General features: G+C 68.5%; 21 protein-coding genes. 19 read left to right on the forward strand and 2 right to left on the reverse strand.

What is annotated here, in order from left to right; all coding sequences use genetic code 11:
- Nucleotides 1-8 precede the first annotated feature (8 nt).
- The 4 genes from RIN43_RS08130 to RIN43_RS08145 all read left to right on the forward strand — a co-directional run bounded on the left by RIN43_RS08130 (nucleotide 9) and on the right by RIN43_RS08145 (nucleotide 4,930).
- Nucleotides 9-1,274: a chorismate-binding protein gene (locus tag RIN43_RS08130; RefSeq protein WP_309128401.1), complete on the forward strand. Its 1,266-nt coding sequence runs from the start codon at nucleotides 9-11 to the stop codon at nucleotides 1,272-1,274.
- A 77-nt stretch (nucleotides 1,275-1,351) separates the two neighbouring features.
- Nucleotides 1,352-2,413, forward strand: coding sequence for a polyprenyl synthetase family protein (locus RIN43_RS08135; protein ID WP_309128402.1), 1,062 nt, complete (start codon nucleotides 1,352-1,354; stop codon nucleotides 2,411-2,413).
- Nucleotides 2,414-2,426: 13 nt separating this feature from the next.
- The gene (locus RIN43_RS08140; protein ID WP_309128403.1) at nucleotides 2,427-3,800 is read left to right on the forward strand and encodes an FAD-dependent oxidoreductase; all 1,374 of its coding nucleotides are present in this window, start codon (nucleotides 2,427-2,429) and stop codon (nucleotides 3,798-3,800) included.
- A gap of 74 nt (nucleotides 3,801-3,874) precedes the next feature.
- Complete coding sequence (locus tag RIN43_RS08145) at nucleotides 3,875-4,930, forward strand: alpha/beta hydrolase (protein ID WP_309128404.1); 1,056 nt, start codon at nucleotides 3,875-3,877, stop codon at nucleotides 4,928-4,930.
- On the opposite strand, the gene RIN43_RS08150 is transcribed toward RIN43_RS08145, so the two are convergent.
- Nucleotides 4,915-5,547 carry a GntR family transcriptional regulator gene (locus RIN43_RS08150; protein ID WP_309128405.1) on the reverse strand — a complete coding sequence of 211 codons (633 nt, stop codon included), beginning with the start codon at nucleotides 5,545-5,547 and terminating at the stop codon, nucleotides 4,915-4,917. The two genes, RIN43_RS08145 and RIN43_RS08150, sit on opposite strands and share 16 nt — an antisense overlap.
- Nucleotides 5,548-5,758: 211 nt before the next feature.
- Here RIN43_RS08150 and RIN43_RS08155 point away from each other — a divergent pair, with 211 nt between their 5' ends.
- Nucleotides 5,759-7,222 carry a serine/threonine-protein kinase gene (locus tag RIN43_RS08155; RefSeq protein WP_309128406.1) on the forward strand — a complete coding sequence of 488 codons (1,464 nt, stop codon included), beginning with the start codon at nucleotides 5,759-5,761 and terminating at the stop codon, nucleotides 7,220-7,222.
- A gap of 63 nt (nucleotides 7,223-7,285) precedes the next feature.
- Here the strand turns inward: RIN43_RS08155 and RIN43_RS08160 are convergent, their stop codons facing one another.
- A complete protein-coding gene (locus RIN43_RS08160) occupies nucleotides 7,286-7,774 on the reverse strand; it encodes a YajQ family cyclic di-GMP-binding protein (protein WP_309128407.1) in 489 nt (162 codons plus the stop codon).
- Between the two features lie 190 nt (nucleotides 7,775-7,964).
- Here RIN43_RS08160 and RIN43_RS08165 point away from each other — a divergent pair, with 190 nt between their 5' ends.
- From RIN43_RS08165 to RIN43_RS08230, 14 genes are all read left to right on the forward strand, one after another.
- Nucleotides 7,965-9,209, forward strand: a complete 1,245-nt coding sequence (locus tag RIN43_RS08165; protein WP_309128408.1) for a maltose ABC transporter substrate-binding protein — start codon at nucleotides 7,965-7,967, stop codon at nucleotides 9,207-9,209.
- Nucleotides 9,210-9,291: 82 nt separating this feature from the next.
- A complete protein-coding gene (locus RIN43_RS08170; protein WP_309128409.1) occupies nucleotides 9,292-10,902 on the forward strand; it encodes an ABC transporter permease subunit in 1,611 nt (536 codons plus the stop codon).
- Between the two features lies 1 nt (nucleotide 10,903).
- Complete coding sequence (locus RIN43_RS08175; RefSeq protein ID WP_309128410.1) at nucleotides 10,904-11,860, forward strand: sugar ABC transporter permease; 957 nt, start codon at nucleotides 10,904-10,906, stop codon at nucleotides 11,858-11,860.
- A 141-nt stretch (nucleotides 11,861-12,001) separates the two neighbouring features.
- Nucleotides 12,002-13,885, forward strand: a complete 1,884-nt coding sequence (locus RIN43_RS08180; protein WP_309128411.1) for a glycoside hydrolase family 13 protein — start codon at nucleotides 12,002-12,004, stop codon at nucleotides 13,883-13,885.
- A 128-nt stretch (nucleotides 13,886-14,013) separates the two neighbouring features.
- The gene (locus RIN43_RS08185; protein WP_309128412.1) at nucleotides 14,014-14,340 is read left to right on the forward strand and encodes a PadR family transcriptional regulator; all 327 of its coding nucleotides are present in this window, start codon (nucleotides 14,014-14,016) and stop codon (nucleotides 14,338-14,340) included.
- Nucleotides 14,337-14,957 carry a hypothetical protein gene (locus RIN43_RS08190; protein ID WP_309128413.1) on the forward strand — a complete coding sequence of 207 codons (621 nt, stop codon included), beginning with the start codon at nucleotides 14,337-14,339 and terminating at the stop codon, nucleotides 14,955-14,957. The genes RIN43_RS08185 and RIN43_RS08190 overlap by 4 nt, the downstream gene beginning before the upstream one ends.
- Before the next feature lie 36 nt (nucleotides 14,958-14,993).
- Nucleotides 14,994-15,152: a hypothetical protein gene (locus RIN43_RS08195; RefSeq protein WP_309128414.1), complete on the forward strand. Its 159-nt coding sequence runs from the start codon at nucleotides 14,994-14,996 to the stop codon at nucleotides 15,150-15,152.
- A 104-nt stretch (nucleotides 15,153-15,256) separates the two neighbouring features.
- On the forward strand, nucleotides 15,257-16,387 hold the full coding sequence (locus RIN43_RS08200; protein WP_309128415.1) for an ABC transporter: 1,131 nt from the start codon (nucleotides 15,257-15,259) through the stop codon (nucleotides 16,385-16,387).
- A gap of 15 nt (nucleotides 16,388-16,402) precedes the next feature.
- Complete coding sequence (locus RIN43_RS08205; protein WP_309128416.1) at nucleotides 16,403-16,897, forward strand: hypothetical protein; 495 nt, start codon at nucleotides 16,403-16,405, stop codon at nucleotides 16,895-16,897.
- A 52-nt stretch (nucleotides 16,898-16,949) separates the two neighbouring features.
- Complete coding sequence (locus tag RIN43_RS08210) at nucleotides 16,950-17,597, forward strand: spermidine/putrescine ABC transporter substrate-binding protein (protein WP_309128417.1); 648 nt, start codon at nucleotides 16,950-16,952, stop codon at nucleotides 17,595-17,597.
- Nucleotides 17,598-17,834: 237 nt separating this feature from the next.
- Complete coding sequence (gene rpsL / locus RIN43_RS08215) at nucleotides 17,835-18,203, forward strand: 30S ribosomal protein S12 (RefSeq protein WP_091703622.1); 369 nt, start codon at nucleotides 17,835-17,837, stop codon at nucleotides 18,201-18,203.
- Between the two features lie 5 nt (nucleotides 18,204-18,208).
- Entirely contained in the window at nucleotides 18,209-18,679 is a 471-nt protein-coding gene (gene rpsG / locus RIN43_RS08220) for a 30S ribosomal protein S7 (RefSeq protein ID WP_017201608.1), read from the forward strand.
- Nucleotides 18,680-18,758: 79 nt separating this feature from the next.
- Nucleotides 18,759-20,873, forward strand: coding sequence for an elongation factor G (gene fusA / locus RIN43_RS08225; protein ID WP_309128418.1), 2,115 nt, complete (start codon nucleotides 18,759-18,761; stop codon nucleotides 20,871-20,873).
- 167 nt (nucleotides 20,874-21,040) lie between these two features.
- On the forward strand, nucleotides 21,041-21,299 hold a 259-nt coding region (locus RIN43_RS08230; RefSeq protein WP_309128419.1), incomplete at its 3' end, for a GTP-binding protein.

Genomic DNA, 21,299 nt, shown 5'->3' on the forward strand with positions numbered 1-21,299 from the left:
CTGGACGGGTGAGCAGCATCCGCCTGGTCGCGCAGACCCGCGAGATCCCACCCGTCGACGATCTGCTGGCCCACACCTCCGCTTCTCGTCCGCTGGCGTGGCTGCGCCGCGGCGAAGGGATCGTGGCCGCCGGCGACGGGGCTCCGGCGATCATCCGCATACCAGCCGGAGAAGGACGCCCGCGCAGCGCGGCCGTCGCGGAGGCCTGGGCCGCCCTCGCCGGCGACGCCGATGTCGACGATGCGGTGCGGCTGCCCGGCACGGGGCTCGTCGGCTTCGGCGCGCTCACGTTCGATGAGCGGTCGGGTGCCGACAGCGTCCTGATCGTGCCGTCGACCGTGATCGGTCGGCGCGGAGGGCGCAGCTGGATGACCCGCATCCGGGTCGACGACGGCGACTTCGCCGACGTTCGCGAACCGGTGCCGTACGGCCCGCACTGGGCGGGTCGGGTCGGTCCAGGCGCACAGACTCCGCAGGGATATCAGGACTCCGTGCGCCGCGCCCTCGAGGAGATCGCGGCGGGCGCCATCGGCAAGGTCGTGCTGGCGCGCGATCTCACAGGCACGGTCCCGGCGGATGCCGACCTGCGCCGCCTCGTGCGCGCGCTGTCGACCGACTACCCCGACACGTGGACCTTCTCCGTCGACGGGCTGATCGGCGCGAGCCCAGAGACCCTCGTGACGGTGCACGAGCGCACCGTCACAGCCAGGGTGCTCGCAGGAACCGCAGGGCGCGGAGCGGATGCCGGCGCCGATTCCACTGCGGCGGCGGCGCTCGCCGCCAGCGCCAAGGACCTCGACGAGCACGCCTACGCCGTTCGCAGCGTGCTCGAGTCTCTGGCGCCGCACACCGTCGGGCTCTCCGCCGACCCGTCGCCGTACATCCTGGAGCTGCCGAACCTCTTCCACCTCGCAACCGACGTCGCGGGCGAGCTCAGCGACGGCGCCTCGGCGCTCGATCTGGTCGGCGCTCTGCATCCCACGGCCGCCGTTGCAGGCACCCCGACGCCGCTGGCGCTCGAGGCGATCCGGCGTCTCGAGCCCTTCGACCGCGGACGTTACGCGGGCCCCGTGGGCTGGGTGGATGCCGCCGGGAACGGGGACTGGGCGATCGCCCTGCGCTGCGCGCAGTTCGCGGATGCCGTCGAGGGCGCGTCGGGCGCACGCCGGGTGACCGCGTTCGCGGGCGCTGGCATCGTCGCGGGCAGCGACCCAGAGTCGGAGCTGCTCGAGACCCGCGTGAAGTTCCGGCCGCTGGTCGACGCTCTGGCCTGAACGTCGACATCCGCGTGGCCCCGCCGGCGCATCCGCAGCGGACTTCAGCGGTTCCGCACGCGGGTAGGCTGGAGGGCGTGACTTCGAGCCCCGCCACCCCGGGCACGCGACTTGCGAGCCGACTCGGCTTCAGCGACCGCGTCTTCGTCGGTCCCGCAGCGCGACGTGTGGCGAAGCAGATCGAAGACGGGCTCGAACTCGTAGAGTCCGGCCTGGCAGATGACCTGAAGGTCGCCGATTCGGTCGCCGACGCCGCGAGCCGCTACCTGTACGAGGCCGGCGGCAAGCGCATCCGTCCCGTGCTCACGCTGCTCACCGCACAGCTCGGTGAAGGCAACATCCCGGCCGTGATCGATGTGGCCAAGGCACTGGAGCTCACCCATCTCGGCTCGCTCTATCACGATGACGTCATGGACGGCGCCGACAAGCGCCGGGGTGTGCCGGCCGCGCACGCCGTCTGGGGCAACAGCGTCGCGATCCTCACGGGCGACATCCTGTTCTCGCGGGCCAGTCAGATCATGTCGCGCTACGGCGACCGCGCCATCCGGCTGCAGGCGGACACCTTCGAGCGCCTCGTGCTCGGCCAGATGCACGAGACCGTCGGGGCGCAGCCGGGCGATGACCCGATCGAGTTCTACATCCAGGTGCTGGCAGACAAGACCGGCTCGCTGATCGCAGCCGCGACGCAGGGTGGCGCCATCTTCTCCAATGCCTCGCCCGAGCTCGAAGAGCCGCTGCGTGTGTATGGCGAGAAGGTGGGTGTCGCCTTCCAGCTGCTCGACGATGTGATCGACCTCTCGGCCGATCCCGGTGAGACGGGCAAGGTGCCGGGCACCGACCTGCGTGCAGGCGTGCCGACGATGCCGTCGCTGCTGCTGAAGGCAGGCACCGACACCGCCGATGTCGAGCTGGCGCAGCGCATCGACGAGGGCGTCGCCCGGATCGCTGAAGGCGCGGACGCGGGGATCCTCGACGGACCGTTGGCGGCGCTGCGCGACCACAGCGCGACCGCGCGCACCCTCGAACTCGCACGCACCTGGACCGCCGACGCGATCGCGGCATTGGAACCGCTGCCGAAGGGCACAGTCCGCGAGGCGCTCACCCGCTTCGCCGAGTCGCTCGCCGACCGCAGCAGCTGATGGAAGGAACCCCATGACGAAGCTCAGGCTGGCCATCGTCGGGGCGGGACCGGCAGGCATCTACGCCGCCGACATCCTGCTCAAGGCGGAGCGCAAGTTCGACGTGTCGATCGACCTGTTCGAGCAGCTCCCCGCACCCTACGGCCTGGTGCGCTACGGCGTCGCTCCCGATCACCCGCGCATCAAGGGCATCATCACCGCTCTGCGTGACGTTCTCGACCGCGGCGACATCCGCCTCTTCGGCAACGTGCGCTTCGGTGAGGACATCACCCTCGACGATCTCAAGCGGCACTACCACGCCGTGATCTTCGCGACCGGTGCCGTCCGCGACGCCGACCTCGCCATCCCCGGCATCGACGCGGCGGGCTCGTACGGCGCGGCCGACTACGTCAGCTGGTTCGACGGGCACCCCGACGTGCCTCGCGAGTGGCCGCTGGACGCGGCATCCGTCGGTGTCATCGGCAACGGCAACGTGGCGCTCGACGTCTCACGCATGCTGGCCAAACACGCCGAGGATCTGCTGGTCACCGAGGTGCCGGACAACGTCTACGAGGGGCTTCAGGCAAGCGCGGTCACCGACGTGCACGTGTTCGGTCGTCGGGGTCCTGCCCAGGTGAAGTTCACCCCTCTCGAGCTCAGGGAGCTCGGCGAGCTGCGCGACGTCGACATGGTCGTGTACGACGAGGACTTTGACTACGACGAGGCGTCGCGGGATGCCGTCGCGAGCAACAAGCAGGTGATGGTCATCGACCGCATCCTGCAGTCGTGGCGCAAGCGCGACTCCGTGAACAACGCCGGCGGCACCGCATCCCGGCGCCTGCACCTGCACTTCTGGGCACGGCCCGTCGAGGTACGCACCGACGAGAACGGACGGGTCGCCGCTCTCGTCTACGAGCGCACGAAGTCCGACGGTGCCGGCGGCATCATCGGCACCGGAGAATTCCGTGAGGTGCCGATGCAGGCCCTGTACCGGGCGGTCGGGTATTTCGGCTCGCCGCTTCCCGGCGTCCCGTTCGACAAGAAGCACGGTGTGATCCCCAACCGCGAGGGTCAGGTGCTCGAGGCGAAGTCGAACCAGCGCGTGCCGGGCATCTACGCCACCGGGTGGATCAAGCGCGGACCGGTCGGTCTCATCGGCCACACCAAGTCCGATGCGATGGAGACCGTTCGGCACCTCATCAACGACCAGGGGTCGTGGTGGCAGCCCGAGGACCCGTCGGAGGCATCGATCCCGGTGCTGCTCGAATCGCGCGGCGTCGCGTGGACCGACCTCGAGGGCTGGCACCGCCTCGACGAGCACGAGATGGCTCTCGGAGTTCCGCAGGAGCGCGTGCGCGTGAAGGTCGTGCCCCGCGACGAGATGGTGCGCATCTCCCGCGGGGAGTGACTCGGGCCGGGCGCGCCCCGAGGCTCAGGCGGGCACGCGGATGGCCGGATGTCGCCGGCCGATAGGGTGGCGGCATGGGGGAGTGGGTTCCTGACGTCCTCGGTGACGGCTTCGCGCAGCAGACGCTGCCGCTCGGCGAGGATTCCGAGGGCGAACTGTTCGCGACGGTGGTGCGCGCGCTTCCCGATCCCGCTCCGTGGTGGCGATTCGGTGATGACCCGCGACCGCTGAACGACGTCGACGTGCTCTATGTGCACGGCTGGTCGGACTATTTCTTCCAGAAGCGGCTGGCGCGGTTCTGGACCAGCCGTGGAGCGCGCTTCTTCGCGCTCGACCTGCGCAAGTACGGCCGCAGCCTGCGGCCGGGGCAGACGCCGGGGTTCATCACCGACCTCGGCGAGTACGACGTCGACATCGCCGCGGCGCTCGACGCGCGAGGGGATGCCGAGGGCAGACGCCTGGTGCTGCTCGGCCACTCCACCGGTGGCCTCGTGCTGAGCCTGTGGGCGTCGCGGCATCCGCGCGAGGTGGACGCGGTGATACTCAACTCCCCGTGGCTGGAGTTCCAGCTGGGAGCCGCACGTGCGGCGATCGCCCCGATGGTGGGGTTGCAGGCGAAGTGGTGGCCGATGGATGCCGCGCCGCAGGTGGATCTCGGCTTCTACACCCGCGCGCAGGCAGAGGCTGCAGATCCGGACGACCCGATGGACATCAACCTCGAGTGGCGGCCGGAGCAGTCGATGATCGTGCACGCCGCGTGGCTGCACGCGATCCTCGAGGGCCATCGCGCGGTGTCGAAGGGGCTGGAGATCGACGCCCCCGTCTGCGTGCTGCTGTCGGCGCGCACGGCTCTGCCGACTCGATGGTCCGACGAGCTCACCCGCACCGACAGCGTGCTGGTCGTCGACGACATCGCGCGCGCTGCGCTGAAGCTCGGGCCGTCGGTGACGATCGAACGGATCGAGGGAGCCCTGCACGACGTGTTCCTGTCGGCGCGCGACGCCCGCGAGGACGCATACGCCCGACTGGATCGCTGGGTGACGGGGTGGGCCGCGTCGCAGTCCGAGGGGCGGTCGCGCCGACCCTCACCGGATGCCGTGCGGCAGCCGGTTCGTCAGAGAACGCCGTAGACGGCGCGCGCGGCGAGTTCCGCTGCTCTGGCGTCGCCGGTGAGGATCGCCGAACGCAACTCGGCGAGGGCGTCGATGCATGCGGCGTGCTGCTCGGGGGTCGGCTCCCACAGGCGAAGGCTTCGCAGCGTCGCCATGCTGGCCTCCGTCGCGAGAGCGTTGAGCATGCGGTTCTCCGAGCGTTCGCCGAGATAGTCGAACAACTCCCATCGCGCGTGCGACAGGGCCTGGTCGTCCTCGCTGTCCTCGAGCGCCTTATCGATGATGCCGGCGGCGTGCCGGCGCTCTTCCTCGCTGAGGTGCGCCACGGTCAGGGCGCAGAGGAAGCCCGACTGGAAGGCGGCGTAGACGCGCACGTCGTCGATGAGCTCGGGCGAGGGCTCTGTGACACGGGTGTAGCGGCTCGGCGACATCTCCACGAGACCGAGTCGCTCCAACCGCTGCAGCGCTTCGCGCACCGGGGTGCGCGAGACGTTGTACTTCGCCGCCAGTTCGCTGTCTCTCACCCGCTCGCCTGCAGCGAGGCGGCCCTCGACGATCGCCGTGCCGATCTCGCGGAAGAGGTCTTCAGCGAGCAGGCGCTTCGTCGTCCTGATTCCCGACAGGTCTTCATACATGCAGAACACCCTCCCCAACGGCGTTCCGGCCTCCCCCGAGACCGACCCGACCCCACACGGGGCCTTCTCGACAGTCTAGCCACGCCGGCGACGACCATGCGCTGATGCATCTCGCGGAGGCGGTGTCAAGGCCGCTCAAGCCTGATCGAGCGCGTCCTAAAGTGGATGACTGTCGCCCGATTCCCGAGCATGGTCGGCAGGGAGGACATCTATGGCTGCGGTGGAGCCGCCTCCGACGGAGGCGATGCTGGATGGCCGGTACCGCCTCGGCGTGTGCGTCGGCGAGGGCGGCATGGCCCGCGTCTATCGCGGCGAGGACGTCACGCTCGGCCGGACGGTGGCGATCAAGATGCTCCGCCCGACGGTCGACAGCGTGGCGACGCCGGAGCGGGCGCGCAGCGAGACGACGGTCCTCGCCGGTCTCAACCATCCGTCGCTCGTGACGCTGTTCGACGCGCACCTCGTGCCGGGGCAGCCGGAGTACATGGTCATGGAGTTCGTCGACGGTCCCACACTCAGCCGGCGACTCGCCGAAGGGGCGATGCCTGCCGATGAGGTCGCGCACCTGGCTGCCGATCTGGCAGAGGCGTTGCACGTCGTGCACAGCGCGGGAGTGGTGCACAGGGACATCAAGCCCTCGAACGTGCTGCTCGCCCCGTCGCACCTTCCGGGCGGGCGCTGCCGTGCCAAGCTCGCGGACTTCGGGATCGCATGGCTGCTCGACACGACACGGGTGACCGCACCCGGCATCGTCATCGGCACCGCGGCGTACCTGGCACCGGAGCAGGTCAGAGGCGCACAGCCCTCTCCGCCGGCCGACATCTACTCCCTTGGTCTGGTCCTGCTCGAGGCGCTCACCGGGTCTCGTGCGTACCCAGAGGCGGAGGGCATCGCCACCGCCCTGGCGCGGCTCACCAACCCGCCGGTCATCCCCGCATCGGTCGGTCCGCGCTGGGCCCGGCTGCTGACGCAGATGACCGACATCGATCCTGCCCGCCGCCCGACGGCCGCGGAGATCGCTCGCACGGCATCCGAGATCGCGGGGGATGCTCCTGTCGTGTCGGGCGCTGCAGCTGCGTCGGCCGACATGGCGACCATGCCCTCGGCCGCGCTCGCCACCATGGCCGATGCCGGGATGATGGTGGATCCCGACCACGACCTGAGTCGCACCCGTCCGCTCCCCGTCGCGGCCTCCGAGACCGGACCGGCCGCCCGCGTCGCGCCGCGGCGCCGCAGGCGTGCGCTCCTCGTCGGCGGCTGGGCCGCCGGGTCGGCCGTGATCGCGATCGCCGTCGGCATCTGGGCGGCGGGAATCGACGCGGTGCCCGAGCCGACCCCCGCAGACACCCCCGTCACCGAGCGTTCAGTCGATCCGGAGCCCTCGTCACCCACGGATGCCGAGACGGTGGACGGCGGCACCGTACCGGTCGTACCCGCAGACACCGGCGGGGGACCAGGCGGTGGCGTCGGGAACGAGAAGGCCGAAGAAGCCCAGCGCAAGGCCGCCGAGAAGGCCGCAGAGGAAGCCCGGAAGGCCGAGGAGAAGGCGGCGAAAGAGGCGCAGAAGGCCGAAGATGACCTTCGCAAAGAGGCCGAAGAAGCGCAGAAGAAGGCCGAAGAGGAGCAGCGGAAGGCCGCGGAAGAAGCGGCCGAGGACCAGGAGGACGACGGCTGAGCGGGCCGGGGTGTCTGGGGTCTACGCCGACCATCTTGCCCGCGAGTCTCGGGCGAGCGCGCCTCAGCGGTAGTTGATGAACTGCAGATCGATGTCGAGGTCGCTGCCCTTGAGCAGAGCGATCACGGCCTGCAGGTCGTCGCGGCTCTTCGATTGCACGCGCAGCTCGTCACCCTGGATCTGGCTCTTGACGCCCTTGGGCCCCTCGTCACGGATGATCTTGCCGATCTTCTTCGCGTTCTCGCTGGAGATGCCGTCCTTCAGGGTCGAGACGATGCGGTACTCCTTGCCGCTGGCGACCGGGTCGCCCGACTCGAGGCTCTTCAGCGAGATGCCGCGCTTGATGAGCTTGGACTGGAAGACATCGAGCACGGCCTTGGCGCGTTCTTCGGCGTTGGCGGTGATCACGATCTGCTCGCCGCTCCAGGCGATGGACGCCCCGGTGCCCTTGAAGTCGTAGCGCTGCTCGACTTCCTTGCGGGCCTGGTTCAGAGCGTTGTCGGCTTCCTGGTGATCCACCTTGGAAACGATGTCGAACGAAGAGTCAGCCATGCAGGCCAGTGTAGCGAGCGCACCCGCGGTCCATCGATATGGAAGCGCTTCCACGAATCGGTCGACCCTCCAGCTCTGGTTACAGGTCGATATCGGTGGTTCGGATCATTGCGAATCTCCGCGCGCGCAAGGCATACTGTAAGCGCTTGCAGTCCTTGCAGGCCCCACGCATCGAGAGAGGCACGCACCAATGAAGGTGACAAAGAGGAGCATCCTCGCGTTCGGCGCCATCGCCGCCACGTCCGCACTGGCCCTCGCCGGCTGCGCATCGTCCCCGTCGGGCGATGCGCCCGATGAGAAGGCCGACTTCTCCGGCCAGATCACCGTCTGGGTCGACGCCGACCGCGCAGAGGTCATGAACGACGCCGCCGAGGCGTTCACCAACGACACCGGTGTGAAGGTGACGCTGGTGCAGAAGGAGTTCGGCGAGATCCGCGACCAGTTCGTGCAGCAGGCGCCCACGGGCAAGGGCCCCGACGTGGTCGTCGGCGCGCACGACTGGCTCGGCGTCCTCGTCGACAACGGCGTGGTGGCACCGGTCGAGCTCGGCGACCGTGCCGGCGAATTCGAGAAGGTCGCGCTCGACGCGTTCAGCTACGACGGCCAGGTCTACGGGGTGCCGTACGCGATCGAGAACATCGGTCTGCTGCGCAACACCGACCTCGTGGCGGAGGCGCCGGCCGACTTCGACGACATGATCGCCAAGGGCAAGGAGGCCGGCACCGAGTTCGCGTTCCTCGTCGGGCTCGACCCCGAGCAGGCCGACCCCTACCACCTGTACCCGTTCCAGACCTCGTTCGGCGCTCCCGTCTTCGGTCAGAACTCCGACGGCAGCTACAACGCCGACGACCTCCAGATCGGCAATGACGGCGGCAAGGCGTTCGCCGCGTGGCTCGGCGAGCAGGGCAAGGCCGGTGTGCTGAACACCAACATCACCGGCGACCTCGCCAAGGAGAACTTCCTCGCCGGCAAGTCGCCCTTCTTCCTCACCGGACCGTGGAACGCCCCGGCCGCTGTGGAGGCGGGCCTAAACGTCGCGGTCGACCCGATCCCGTCGGCAGGCGGCGAGGACGCGCAGCCGTTCGCCGGCGTGCAGGGCTTCTTCCTCAGCTCCGAGAGCAAGAACAAGCTCGCGGCCAATGAGTTCCTGCTCAACTACGTCGGCTCCGAAGAGGTGCAGACCGCGCTCTACGAGGTGGGCGGCCGTGCGCCGGCGCTGACCTCAGCCTTCGAGGCCGCAGTCGAGGGCGACCCGATCACCGCGGGCTTCGGCGAGGTCGGTGCGAACGCCGTGCCGATGCCCAGCATCCCCGAGATGGGTGCCGTCTGGCAGTTCTGGGGCGTCACCGAGACGGCACTGATCAACGGCAAGGGCGGCGACCCCGCCGCCCTGTGGGACAAGATGACGGCCGACATCCAGGGCGCCATCAAGTGATCTCCTGAGGCGGGCGGCGTCACGAAGACGCCGTCCGCCTCAGCCCGCACCGGCCGATCTGCTGATTTCGACGAGGACAGCCATGACGCTCATCAAGGACCCGGACGACACCGCTCCGCCCACCGCCCGCCAGCGCCGCGCCGCCCGCCTCTCCGAGGCCGCAGGTGGAGGGTGGGGGCTCGTGCTGTTCAAGATCATCGTGCTGGGCCTGATCCTCGCACTCGCGGTATACGCGGCTCTGGTGCTCGTGCGTACCGGGCAGTGGATTCCCGCCGTCATCGTCGCCCTGGTCGCCGCCCTTGCGGTGTGGATCTACCTCGGCCGAGGCAAGCTCCCGGCGAAGTACCTCATGCCGGGGCTCATCTTCCTGTTCGTCTTCCAGGTCTTCGCCGCGCTGTACACCGGGTACGTGGCGTTCACCAACTACGGGACCGGTCATAACGCCGACAAGGACAGTGCCGTCAACGCGCTGATGCTCTCGGCACAGGAGCGCGTGCCCGACTCGCCCGCCTACGATCTGACGATCGTCGAGCAGCTCGGGGAGCTGTCGTTCCTCGTCACCGACCCCGACGGCGACGTGCGGCTTGGCGGCGAGGAGCGGCCGCTTCAGGAGGTAGACGGCGCCGAGATGGAGGGCGGCAAGGCGGTCGCGCTCTCCGGCTACACCACGCTCGCGTTCGGCGACATCGTGGCGCAGCAGGAGCGCATCGCCGAGATGTCGGTGCCGATCAGCGACGACCCCAACGACGGTGCACTGCGCACGCCCGACGGGTCCTCGGCCTACGTCTACCTCTCGAAGCTCGTCTACGACGAGGCATCAGGCACGATGACCGACACCCGCACAGGCGTGGAGTATCGCGACATCGGCACCGGCGCCTTCACCGCCGACGACGGCACGGAGCTCAAACCCGGTTGGCAGATCGTCGTCGGCTTCGACAATTTCGTCCGCGCCTTCGCCGAGGAGTCGATCCGCGCCCCGTTCCTCTCGGTGCTCGTCTGGACGTTCGTGTTCGCGTTCCTGTCCGTCTTCACGTGCTTCGCTCTCGGCCTCTTCCTCGCGATCGTGTTCAACGACCCGCGGATGAAGTCGAAGAAGTACTACCGGGTGCTGATGATCCTCCCGTACGCGTTCCCCGGGTTCCTGTCGGCCCTGGTGTGGGCGGGCATGATGAATCAGGAGTTCGGCTTTCTGAACGTCGTGCTGTTCGGCGGTGCCGACATCCCGTGGCTCACCAATGAATGGCTGGCGAAGTTCAGCATCATCCTGGTGAACCTCTGGCTCGGCTTCCCGTACATGTTCCTCATCTGCACGGGTGCGCTGCAATCCATCCCCGACGACGTGCAAGAGGCAGCCCGCGTCGACGGGGCGAGCGCCTGGCAGGTGTTCCGCTCGATCAAGCTGCCGCTGCTGCTCGTCGCGGTCGCCCCGCTGCTGATCTCGTCGTTCGCCTTCAACTTCAACAACTTCAGCCTGATCTACATGCTGACCGGGGGCGGCCCGCGCGACATCACCGCGGGGGTCAACGTCGGAGCCACCGACATCCTCATCACGATGGTCTACAAGGTCGCCTTCGTCGGCTCGACATCCGACTACGGGCTCGCCAGCGCCTTCTCGATCATCATCTTCATCCTCGTCGCGACCATCTCGGTCATCGCGTTCCGGCGCACCAAGGCCCTGGAGGATCTGAACTGACATGAGCACCTCGCAGATCACCGGATCCACCGCATCCGCCGCGCCCTCCACGGCCGTCATCGTCACCGAGGCCGGCGTGCGCGGCGAGGGGCGCGACCCTCGCCGCCCGTTCGGAAGGTACTTCCGAGAGACCGGCTGGCGCCACCTCGTCGGCATCGTCGCAACGGTCTTCGCGCTGTTCCCGCTGCTGTACGTCATCAGCGCGTCCCTGAACCCGGGCGGCACCCTGCTGACGGCCAATTCGCTGTTCAGCAAGATCAGCCTGGAGAGCTACCTGACGCTGTTCCAGAGCACGACCCACCCGTACGGCAACTGGTTCGTGAACACCCTGGTGATCGGCCTGATCACCTCCGTGCTCACTGTGCTGCTCGGTGCGCTCGCTGCCTACAGCTTCTCTCGGATGCGGTTCACCGGACGCCGGTTCACCCTGACCGCACTGCTGGTGGTGCAGATGTTCCCGCAGATGCTCGCCATGGTCGCGATCTTCCTGCTGATGGTCACGATCAGCGACATCTTCCCCGCGATCGGGCTCAACACCCAGATCGGCCTGATCATGGTGTACCTCGGCGGAGCGCTCGGCGCCAACACCTATCTGATGTACGGGTTCTTCAACACCGTGCCTGCGTCGATCGATGAGGCGGCGAAGATCGACGGCGCCGGTCACGCGCGCATCTTCTTCACGATCATCCTGCGACTGGTCGCGCCCATCCTCGCCGTCGTCGGCCTGCTCAGCTTCATCGGCACCTCGAGCGAGTTCGTGCTGGCGAGCGTCATCCTCGTCGACCCCGAGAAGCAGACGCTGGCTGTGGGTCTCTACCGATTCGTCTCCGACGAGTTCTCCAAGAACTGGAGTGTGTTCGCCGCAGGCGCCGTGCTCGCCGCGATCCTCCCGGTCGCGCTGTTCCTGGCGCTGCAGAAGTACATCGTCGGCGGGCTGACCGCCGGAAGCGTCAAGTAGCGGGGGCCGTAGCGTGCCGGTGTCGGCGCGCTGTGCCAGACTCCACAACAGAAGAACAACCCAAGGGCTCTGTCATGGCCACGGCCGTGCAACCACGTCGACTTGCGGCGGGTGCACCGCCGACCTCACGAAAGGCATGACATGTCCGTTCTCGAACCCCACCACGACGGCTCGGCGCTGTACGTCTCGAACGACGAGCCCGCGCTCGGCGAGACCGTCACCGTCCGCCTGCGCGTGCCCGCCGGCTACGGCCCGCTCGCTGCCGTGCGCACACGGTCCAATCCCGATCACGAGCCGGAGTGGACGGTTGCCGTTCGCATCGGATCCGCCGACGGCTGGGACTGGTGGGAGGCGCCCGTCACGGTGCGCAACCCCCGGCACGGCTACCGCTTCGTGCTCGTGCACGAGGGCAGCCGAGTGGAGTGGCTCAACCAGACCGGCATCCACACGCTCGAGACCCTCGACTCCGAGGACTTCGCACTGGTCGCGAACCCCGCACCGCCCGCATGGCTGCGCGATTCGGTGATGTACCAGGTGTTCCCCGACCGGTTCGCGCGGTCGGCGGAGGCTGATCGGCATCCGACCCCGGAATGGGCGATCCCCGTCTCGTGGGACGATCCGGTCGATCCCGTGATGCCGGGTCGCTCGCAGCAGTTCTACGGCGGCGACATCCCCGGCATCATCGAGCGTCTCGACCACCTCGTCGATCTCGGCGTGAACCTGTTGTACCTCACCCCTGTCTTCCCAGCGGCATCGAATCACCGCTACGACGCGGCCAGCTTCGATTCCGTCGACCCGCTGCTGGGCGGCGACGAGGCGTACATCCGGCTGATCGAGCAGGCGCATGCGCGCGGCATCCGGGTGATCGGCGACCTCACCAGCAATCATTCCGGTGACCGGCACGAGTGGTTCCAGCAGGCGCTAGGCAACCCCGGTGCCGAGACCGAGAGCTACTACTACTTCACGGATGCCGGTAACACCGAGTACGAGTCGTGGCTCGGCACGCCGACGCTGCCGAAGTTCAACTGGGCGTCCGAGGCGCTGCGCGAGCGTTTCATCACCGGCGACGATTCGGTCGTGGCGAAGTGGCTGAAGCCGCCGTACTCGATCGACGGGTGGCGCATCGACGTGGCGAACATGACGGGCCGGCTGGGAGACGTCGATCTGAACGCCGAGGTCCGTCAGCTGCTGCGGGAGACGATGCTGCGCATCAACCCCGATGCGATCCTGCTCGGCGAATCGACGAACGACGCCGCGAGCGACCTGCAGGGGGATGGCTGGCACGGTGCGATGACCTACCCCTCGTTCACCCGACCGCTGTGGGGATGGCTGAGCGAGCCGACGGGGGAGCCCTACCTCACGGCCGAGGGCGACGAACGCACCGAGCCCTGGTTCTTCGGGCAGCCTATCGGGGGCATACCGCGATACACCGCCCGGGAGTTCGCGGATGCCGTCACGCGGTTCACCTCCGGCATCCCGTGGCGCGTGCGGCTCGGCAACATGCAGCCGCTCGACACGCACGACACCGGCCGCTTCGCCACGAACGCCGCCGAAGGCACCCTGCCCGTGGCGGTCGGCCTGTCGATGACGCTGCCCGGCGTGCCCGTCGTGTTCGCGGGTGACGAGTTCGGCCTGACGGGCGCCGACGGCGAGGCCAGCCGCACCCCGATGCCGTGGTCGAGGCAGACCGAGCCGGAGCTCGCCGAGCGCCTGCGGATGTACCGCCAGCTGGTGGGTCTGCGCCGCGCGCATCCCGTGCTCGGCGACGGAGGCCTGCGCTGGCTGCACGTCGACGATGAGACGGTCGTGTTCGTACGAGAGGGAGCGGACGAGAGCGTGCTCGTGCTCGCGACCCGCGGGGGAGCGGATGCCGAGCTTGCACCCGGCGCACTGCCTGGCGCCGAAGGGGCGGAGACGCTGATCGGTGAGGCCACGCTCGCCGTCGCATCCGACGGCGCGGTCGCGCTCGCCGCCGACGGCCCTGCCTTCGCCGCATGGAGCCTGCCAGGGGTCGCGCTGCCCTGACGATCGTCGGCGACGAGGCTTCTGCTCCGGCACGGAAGGCGCCCCGGCGTGCAGCGCCGTGCTGGAGCGGGAGTCTCAGGTGAGAGTGGAGTTGTGGCTAGCGTGCGTCGCACGATAGCTTGTCAAACATGACAGCGGACGTCGGCGCGCAGATGCGCAAGGGCGTGGTGGAGTACTGCGTGCTCGGCCTGCTCGCACGCGAGCCGATGTACGGCTGGCAGCTCGCCGACGCGCTCACCGCGACGGGGCTCATCGCGAGCATCGGCACCCTGTACCCGCTGCTCGGGCGTCTGCGCGACAACGGATGGGTGACCACCTTCGATCAGCCGTCGGAGGCCGGGCCCGTGCGCCGCTATTACCGGCTCACGGATGCCGGGGTGGCGCAGCTCGCGCAGTTCCGGGTGCAATGGCAGCCGTTCGCCAGGACCGTCTCATCGCTCGTGGGAGAGGAATGACCATGATCACCGCCGCCGAATACCTCGCCCGACTCGACACCGCCCTGCGTGATGTGCCGCACGGCATCGCATCGGACATCCGCGCCGGTATCGCCGAAGAGCTCTCCAGCCTCGAACCGGATGCCGCGCAGGCGCGCATCGCACAGCTGGGCGATCCGGAGCAGATCGCTCGTGAGGCGATGGATGCCGCAGGATACGTGCCGGCGGTGGCCGCGCCCGCGCCTCCGGCGCGGCGTCTGCCGCTGACCCGTACGCGCGGATTCGCCATCGCCGCGGCGATCGCGCTCGGCGGCGGAGGGTTCGTCGTGCCGATCGTCGGATGGTTCGCCGGCGTCGTGATGGTGCTCATGAGCGCGATGTGGCGGACGTGGGAGAAGCTGGTCGCGGTGCTGCTGCCCTCTGCCACCTTCGTGCTGATGGCGGCGGTGTCGGCGTTGTCGCAGTCCTGGGCTGCCGCAGGACCGGAAGGGTCGGGCGTGAACCCGCTCATGCCGAACCTCGCGCTGCCGGGGTGGCACGCGACGTTGCTCATCGGCTTCGTGCTCGTCCCGGTCTCGGGACTCTGGCTGCTCTGGCGCATGCGCGGCCGCAGCCCTGTCGACACGATGCGCGCCTGATCCTTCCCGCACAGGCTCGGGCGTATCCTCGGTTGCATGGGGGCACGTGTCGGCGGGCGGAACCTGGCGATCAGCTGGATCGTCGGGGTGCTGTGTGCCGCAGTGGTGGGCGCGTTGCTGTGGCTCTCGCTGCCCGCCGGCCCCGGACTCCTTTCCGTCATCGGCGTGCTCCTCGACGGCACGGTGCCGCGCTGAGACGGCGCCGCGGCTAGCATCCGGGCGACACGTCGGCAAGCCTCCCTCACGCGGGATCGCGCGGGCGATACCCTCGCTGTGCACCCATCAGGAGAGGCGACCCCATGAGCGACCCCGAGGTTCCCAAGAACGAGCAGCCGCACGACGTCGACCACGTCGTCGGCAGCGCCAACGAGGGTCTCGACGCTGCGGCTGCGGCCCGAGGCGATGTGCCCGGCGCTGAAGAGCCCGCCGTCGACGCACCCGCGTCCGCCGACTCGTCGGCCGCCCCCGTGCCCGCCGACGACAGCTCGGCGCGGACCGAGACGACGCAGGCCGATGCGGCCCAGGCCCAGGCCCAGGCAGAGGCCGACGCGGATGCCGCCCAGGCGCAGCGCGACGCCGACCTCGCCGCATTCGAAGCGGCCGAACGCGACTTTCCCGGCACGTTCGGATCGAACGCCTCCGGTCCTGAGCGCGCAGACGATGTGACCCGCGGCACGGAGACTGCGGCCGCGGCGGCCTCCACGCCCACGGCGTCCGAGGCGCCCGCAACGTCCGCATACGAGTACACGCCTCCGGCGGCTCACGAGCCGACGGTCGCCGACACGGCGTACGGCGCGTCGGCCGGCGTCGGCACCGACGCGGAGACCAGGGTCGTGCCGGCGGAGCCCGTCGTCGTGCCGGCACCCCAGCCGATCTTCGTGCAGGCTCCCGAGCCCCCGCGCGAGCTGGGCAACCGCGGCGCCGCTGGCGCGATCGGGCTGATCGCCGCGATCGCCTTCGGCATCCTGTACCTCGCCGCCATCCTCGGCTTCGGTGCACTCTCGGGCGACGTCACCGCCGAGAACCTCGGCGAGTCGGCGCTGGCACCGCTGACCACCTGGTCGTTCTGGGTGCCCGTGGTCGTCTTCTTCCTGGCGTTCTGGCTGCTCGGCGCGTTCATCAACCGCGGGCGGTGGGGCAAGTGGGTCATCTTCGGCCTCTTCGTCGGCGCCGCCGCGTATGGCGGGCACCTCCTCGGTCAGCTCTTCCAGGAGCCCTTCTGGCGCGTCACCGCGAGCGAGTCGGCCGAGCTGGTCAACGAGCAGCTGCTCGCACCCCTCGCGATCGCGGCCTTCATCTTCGGCCGCGAGCTGACCATCTGGTTCGGCGCATGGGTCGCCCGCAGCGGTGCCCGCAAGAAGGCGCTGAACGCCGAGGCGCAGGCCGAGTACGAGCGCACGCTCGAGGCGGGTCCTGCCGCCCTGCGCTGAGCGTAGAGTGACGGCATGAGCAGCATCCGAGACCCCCGCGGCGATGAGCCCGCGGGGGTCTCGGTCATCCTCGCCCTGGTGATCGGCGTGACCTCCTTCGTCTCGCTGACCATCCTGGGGCTGGGGATGCTGAGCTATTTCGCCGACGTCGACATCATCTCGGTCCCGGAGCTCAGCATGTGGCCGGGCATCGTCGGCATGGTTGCGGCGACACTCGTGTTCGCGGTCATCACTCGCTCCGTCCTCTCGCGACCGCATCCGTCGTTCCGTTCCGCCGCGACCATCGGGTTCTGCAGCGCCCTCACACACCTGGCGGGGGTGTGGCTCGGCGCACTGCTCGGCGGGGTGGGGCTCGTGCATGCCGCGGCCGCGGTGTCGCAGCTCATCGTGAGAGGTTCGAGCCTGGTGGTGCTGACCGCGGCTGCCGTCGGCGCCTGGGCGGCGATCGCGCTTCGTCGCACTCGCGCCAGCGCCCCCCATTGGCCGTGGGAGCGCGCCGACGAGGAGTGACACGACGGAGCGATGCTGCGCCTCGGGGCGCGCCGGGTCGTACGCTGTAATCGTGGAGCGCTCGCTGGAGACGCAGGTGAGCCAGGCCGTCGACGCCTGGCTGCGCTGGGTGCCCCGCTGGGAGCCGGCCACGCACCGGGGGAGGGTCGCTCCCTGTCGTCGCTGCCTCGGCTCGCCGATCCTCTCAGCCGCCGGCATCGGCGCCAACGTGCCGCACGGCGTGCAGCATGGCCTGTCCACCCGCATCAAGACCATCGTCGATCACGCCGTCGCGCAGTACACCGCGCAGAACCTGCCGATGCTGCAGGCCGAGCTCGACCAGCAGGCGGCGCGCAACAGAGCGCGCGCCTACCGACCGGCCGAAGGGCTCGACCCGGAGTACGAGGGGCTGCCGCTGGATCCCGAGCCGGTGCCGGGCGCGCCTTTCCTGTTCACCGTGGCGGGGATGGCAGACGAGGCGGTCGCCGACCTGCCGCCGCTGCCGCCGTTGACCGAGGAGGCGAAGGCCGCCCTCCGGCAGGAGGTCGCGCTGGCCGACGAGTACGCCAACCTCGTCGGACGGGAGATCTGCGGCATCCTGCTGCGCCACAGACTCAGCGTGCAGGACGCGATCTCGCAGTATGTCGAGCCGCAGATCGAGGCCATGCTCAGCGAGCTGAGCGAGGCGCTGGACTCCCCGTTCGACCCCGACACGCCCTGAGGGATGACCGGATGCTGCGTAGCACAGCATCCGCCCGATTCATTTGACCGCCACGGTTACGCGGCATTACACTTGATCGAGTGTGCGCACGGCTGTGCGCGCATGCAGGGCGCCGGCACCGCCGGTTCGCCCCCACGGCATACCCACCACACCAAAAGCAGAGCGGTTCCGCTGTGCCGGTGGGTCATGATGTGAACCCCATCACGCTGTCACCGTGCAGCACTACTAGGAGAGAACGTGCCAACCATTCAGCAGTTGGTTCGCAAGGGTCGTTCGCCCAAGGTCGCCAAGACCAAGGCCCCCGCCCTGAAGTCGAACCCGCAGCAGGCCGGCGTGTGCACCCGTGTGTACACCACCACCCCCAAGAAGCCGAACTCGGCGATGCGCAAGGTCGCCCGTGTGAAGCTTCGCAACGGTACCGAGGTCACCGCCTACATCCCCGGTGAGGGCCACAACCTGCAGGAGCACTCGCTGGTGCTCGTGCGCGGTGGTCGTGTGAAGGACCTCCCCGGTGTCCGCTACAAGATCGTCCGCGGTGCACTCGACACCCAGGCTGTCAAGAACCGTAAGCAGGCTCGTTCCCGCTACGGCGCGAAGAAGGGTTGAGTTAGATGCCTCGTAAGGGACCCGCCCCCAAGCGCCCCGTCGTCAACGACCCGGTATACGGCGCTCCGATCGTCACCTCGCTGGTGAACAAGATCCTCGTCGACGGCAAGAAGTCGCTCGCCGAGTCGATCGTCTACGGCGCCCTCCGTGGTGTCGAGGCGAAGAACGGCCAGGACGCCGTCGCCACGCTCAAGAAGGCGCTCGACAATGTGCGCCCCACCCTCGAGGTCCGCAGCCGCCGCGTCGGCGGCTCGACCTACCAGGTTCCGGTCGAGGTCAAGCCGCACCGCGCGAACACGCTCGCGCTGCGCTGGCTGGTCAGCTACGCGAAGGGCCGTCGTGAGAAGACGATGACCGAGCGCCTGCAGAACGAGATCCTCGACGCGTCGAACGGCCTCGGTGCCGCGGTCAAGCGCCGCGAGGACACCCACAAGATGGCCGAGTCGAACCGCGCCTTCGCTCACTACCGCTGGTAATGGGCAGAGCGGATGCCGCCACCGCGGCATCCGCTCCCACACTCTCTGATCGTTCCTGAACCATCCCGGAGGAACCCCCGTGGCACAAGAAGTGCTCACCGACCTGAGCAAGGTCCGCAACATCGGCATCATGGCGCACATCGATGCCGGCAAGACCACCACCACCGAGCGCATCCTGTTCTACACGGGTGTCAACCACAAGCTCGGCGAGACCCACGACGGCGCCTCGACGACCGACTGGATGGAGCAGGAGAAGGAGCGCGGCATCACGATCACGTCGGCCGCCGTGACCTGCTTCTGGAACAAGAACCAGATCAACATCATCGACACCCCCGGTCACGTCGACTTCACGGTCGAGGTGGAGCGTTCGCTCCGCGTGCTCGACGGTGCGGTCGCCGTCTTCGACGGCAAGGAGGGCGTCGAGCCCCAGTCCGAGACCGTGTGGCGCCAGGCCGACAAGTACAACGTGCCCCGCATCTGCTTCGTCAACAAGATGGACAAGCTCGGTGCGGACTTCTACTACACCGTCGACACCATCGTGAACCGCCTCGGTGCGAAGCCCCTCGTGCTTCAGCTGCCGATCGGCGCCGAGAACGACTTCGTCGGTGTCGTCGACCTCATCGAGATGCGCGCGCTGGTGTGGCCCGGCGATGCCAAGGGTGACGTGACGATGGGTGCCTCGTACGAGGTGCAGGACATCCCGGCCGACCTGAAGGACAAGGCCGAGGAGTACCGCCAGCAGCTGCTCGAGACCGTCGCCGAGACCGACGACGCTCTGCTCGAGAAGTTCTTCGGCGGCGAAGAGCTCACCATCGCCGAGATCAAGGGCGCGATCCGCAAGCTCGTGGTCGCGAACGAGATCTACCCGGTGCTCTGCGGCTCGGCGTTCAAGAACCGCGGTGTGCAGCCGATGCTGGACGCCGTCGTCGACTACCTGCCGAACCCGCTCGACGTGGGCGCCATCGAGGCCCACGACCCGAAGGACGAGGAGAAGGTCATCGAGCGTCACCCCGACGCCAACGACCCGTTCTCGGCTCTCGCCTTCAAGGTCGCCGTGCACCCGTTCTTCGGTCGCCTGACCTACGTGCGCGTGTACTCGGGTCACCTCGACTCGGGCTCTGCCGTGGTCAACTCGACCAAGGGCAAGAAGGAGCGCATCGGAAAGATCTTCCAGATGCACGCCAACAAGGAGAACCCGGTCGACTCGCTGACGGCGGGCAACATCTACGCCGTCATCGGCCTAAAGGACACCACCACCGGTGACACCCTCGCCGACCCGGCCGCCCCGGTCGTGCTCGAGTCCATGACGTTCCCCGAGCCGGTCATCGAGGTCGCCATCGAGCCGAAGACCAAGGCCGACCAGGAGAAGTTGGGCACCGCGATCCAGAAGCTCGCCGAAGAGGACCCGACGTTCCGCACGGAGCTCAACCCCGAGACCGGTCAGACGACCATCAAGGGCATGGGCGAGCTGCACCTCGACATCCTCGTCGACCGTATGAAGCGCGAGTTCCGCGTCGAGGCGAACGTCGGCAAGCCGCAGGTGGCGTACCGCGAGACGATCCGCAAGTCGGTCGAGAAGCACGACTACACGCACAAGAAGCAGACCGGTGGTTCTGGTCAGTTCGCGAAGATCCAGTTCAACATCGAGCCGCTCGAGCTCGACTCCGAGAAGACCTACGAGTTCGTGAACGCCGTCACCGGTGGCCGCGTGCCGCGCGAGTACATCCCTTCGGTGGATGCGGGCTTCCAGGACGCGATGAACGTCGGCGTGCTCGCCGGCTACCCGATGGTCGGCGTCAAGGCGACGCTCGTCGACGGCGCTGCGCACGATGTCGACTCCTCGGAGATGGCGTTCAAGATCGCGGGCTCGATGGGCTTCAAGGAGGCCATCCGCCGCGCCAACCCGGTGCTGCTCGAGCCGCTGATGGCCGTCGAGGTCCGTACTCCCGAGGAGTACATGGGCGACGTCATCGGCGACCTGAACTCGCGTCGCGGCCAGATCCAGTCGATGGAGGACGGCCAGGGCATCAAGGTCGTGCGCGCCGCGGTGCCGCTGTCTGAGATGTTCGGCTACATCGGCGACCTGCGCTCGAAGACGTCGGGCCGTGCGGTCTACTCCATGGAGTTCGACAGCTACGCCGAGGTCCCCAAGGCCGTCGCCGAGGAGATCGTCCAGAAGACCAAGGGCGAGTAAGCCCTTCGTTCCGGATGTCGCCGGCAGGCTCGACAGCCTCGCCGGCGGCATCCGGGACACCCCACAACTTCACATTCACTCTCTACTAAACTGAGAACCTATCCCGTAGCGAGCCGGTCGCAATCCAGTGCCCGGAGTCTCTACACGATCGTCCTGAGGAGGACCCAGTGGCCAAGGCCAAGTTCGAGCGGACCAAGCCGCACGTCAACATCGGTACCATCGGGCACGTCGACCACGGCAAGACCACGCTGTCGGCGGCGATCTCGAAGGTGCTCGCCGACACGTACCCGTCGGACACCAACGTCCAGCGTGACTTCGCCTCGATCGACTCGGCGCCCGAAGAGCGTCAGCGCGGTATCACGATCAACATCTCGCACATCGAGTACGAGACCCCGAAGCGTCACTACGCTCACGTCGACGCCCCCG

Source organism: Microbacterium sp., assembly GCF_031178445.1.
Classification (GTDB): domain Bacteria; phylum Actinomycetota; class Actinomycetes; order Actinomycetales; family Microbacteriaceae; genus Microbacterium.

What these genes read in the sequence shown, in the direction of transcription:
- RIN43_RS08140 (WP_309128403.1), top strand. Translation starts at nt 2,427, where the DNA reads ATGACGAAGCTCAGGCTGGCCATCGTCGGGGCGGGACCGGCAGGCATC.
- RIN43_RS08145 (WP_309128404.1), top strand. Translation starts at nt 3,875, where the DNA reads ATGGGGGAGTGGGTTCCTGACGTCCTCGGTGACGGCTTCGCGCAGCAG.
- RIN43_RS08150 (WP_309128405.1), bottom strand. Translation starts at nt 5,547, where the DNA reads ATGTATGAAGACCTGTCGGGAATCAGGACGACGAAGCGCCTGCTCGCT.
- RIN43_RS08155 (WP_309128406.1), top strand. Translation starts at nt 5,759, where the DNA reads ATGGCTGCGGTGGAGCCGCCTCCGACGGAGGCGATGCTGGATGGCCGG.
- RIN43_RS08160 (WP_309128407.1), bottom strand. Translation starts at nt 7,774, where the DNA reads ATGGCTGACTCTTCGTTCGACATCGTTTCCAAGGTGGATCACCAGGAA.
- RIN43_RS08165 (WP_309128408.1), top strand. Translation starts at nt 7,965, where the DNA reads ATGAAGGTGACAAAGAGGAGCATCCTCGCGTTCGGCGCCATCGCCGCC.
- RIN43_RS08170 (WP_309128409.1), top strand. Translation starts at nt 9,292, where the DNA reads ATGACGCTCATCAAGGACCCGGACGACACCGCTCCGCCCACCGCCCGC.
- RIN43_RS08175 (WP_309128410.1), top strand. Translation starts at nt 10,904, where the DNA reads ATGAGCACCTCGCAGATCACCGGATCCACCGCATCCGCCGCGCCCTCC.
- RIN43_RS08180 (WP_309128411.1), top strand. Translation starts at nt 12,002, where the DNA reads ATGTCCGTTCTCGAACCCCACCACGACGGCTCGGCGCTGTACGTCTCG.
- RIN43_RS08185 (WP_309128412.1), top strand. Translation starts at nt 14,014, where the DNA reads ATGACAGCGGACGTCGGCGCGCAGATGCGCAAGGGCGTGGTGGAGTAC.
- RIN43_RS08190 (WP_309128413.1), top strand. Translation starts at nt 14,337, where the DNA reads ATGACCATGATCACCGCCGCCGAATACCTCGCCCGACTCGACACCGCC.
- RIN43_RS08195 (WP_309128414.1), top strand. Translation starts at nt 14,994, where the DNA reads ATGGGGGCACGTGTCGGCGGGCGGAACCTGGCGATCAGCTGGATCGTC.
- RIN43_RS08200 (WP_309128415.1), top strand. Translation starts at nt 15,257, where the DNA reads ATGAGCGACCCCGAGGTTCCCAAGAACGAGCAGCCGCACGACGTCGAC.
- RIN43_RS08205 (WP_309128416.1), top strand. Translation starts at nt 16,403, where the DNA reads ATGAGCAGCATCCGAGACCCCCGCGGCGATGAGCCCGCGGGGGTCTCG.
- rpsG (WP_017201608.1), top strand. Translation starts at nt 18,209, where the DNA reads ATGCCTCGTAAGGGACCCGCCCCCAAGCGCCCCGTCGTCAACGACCCG.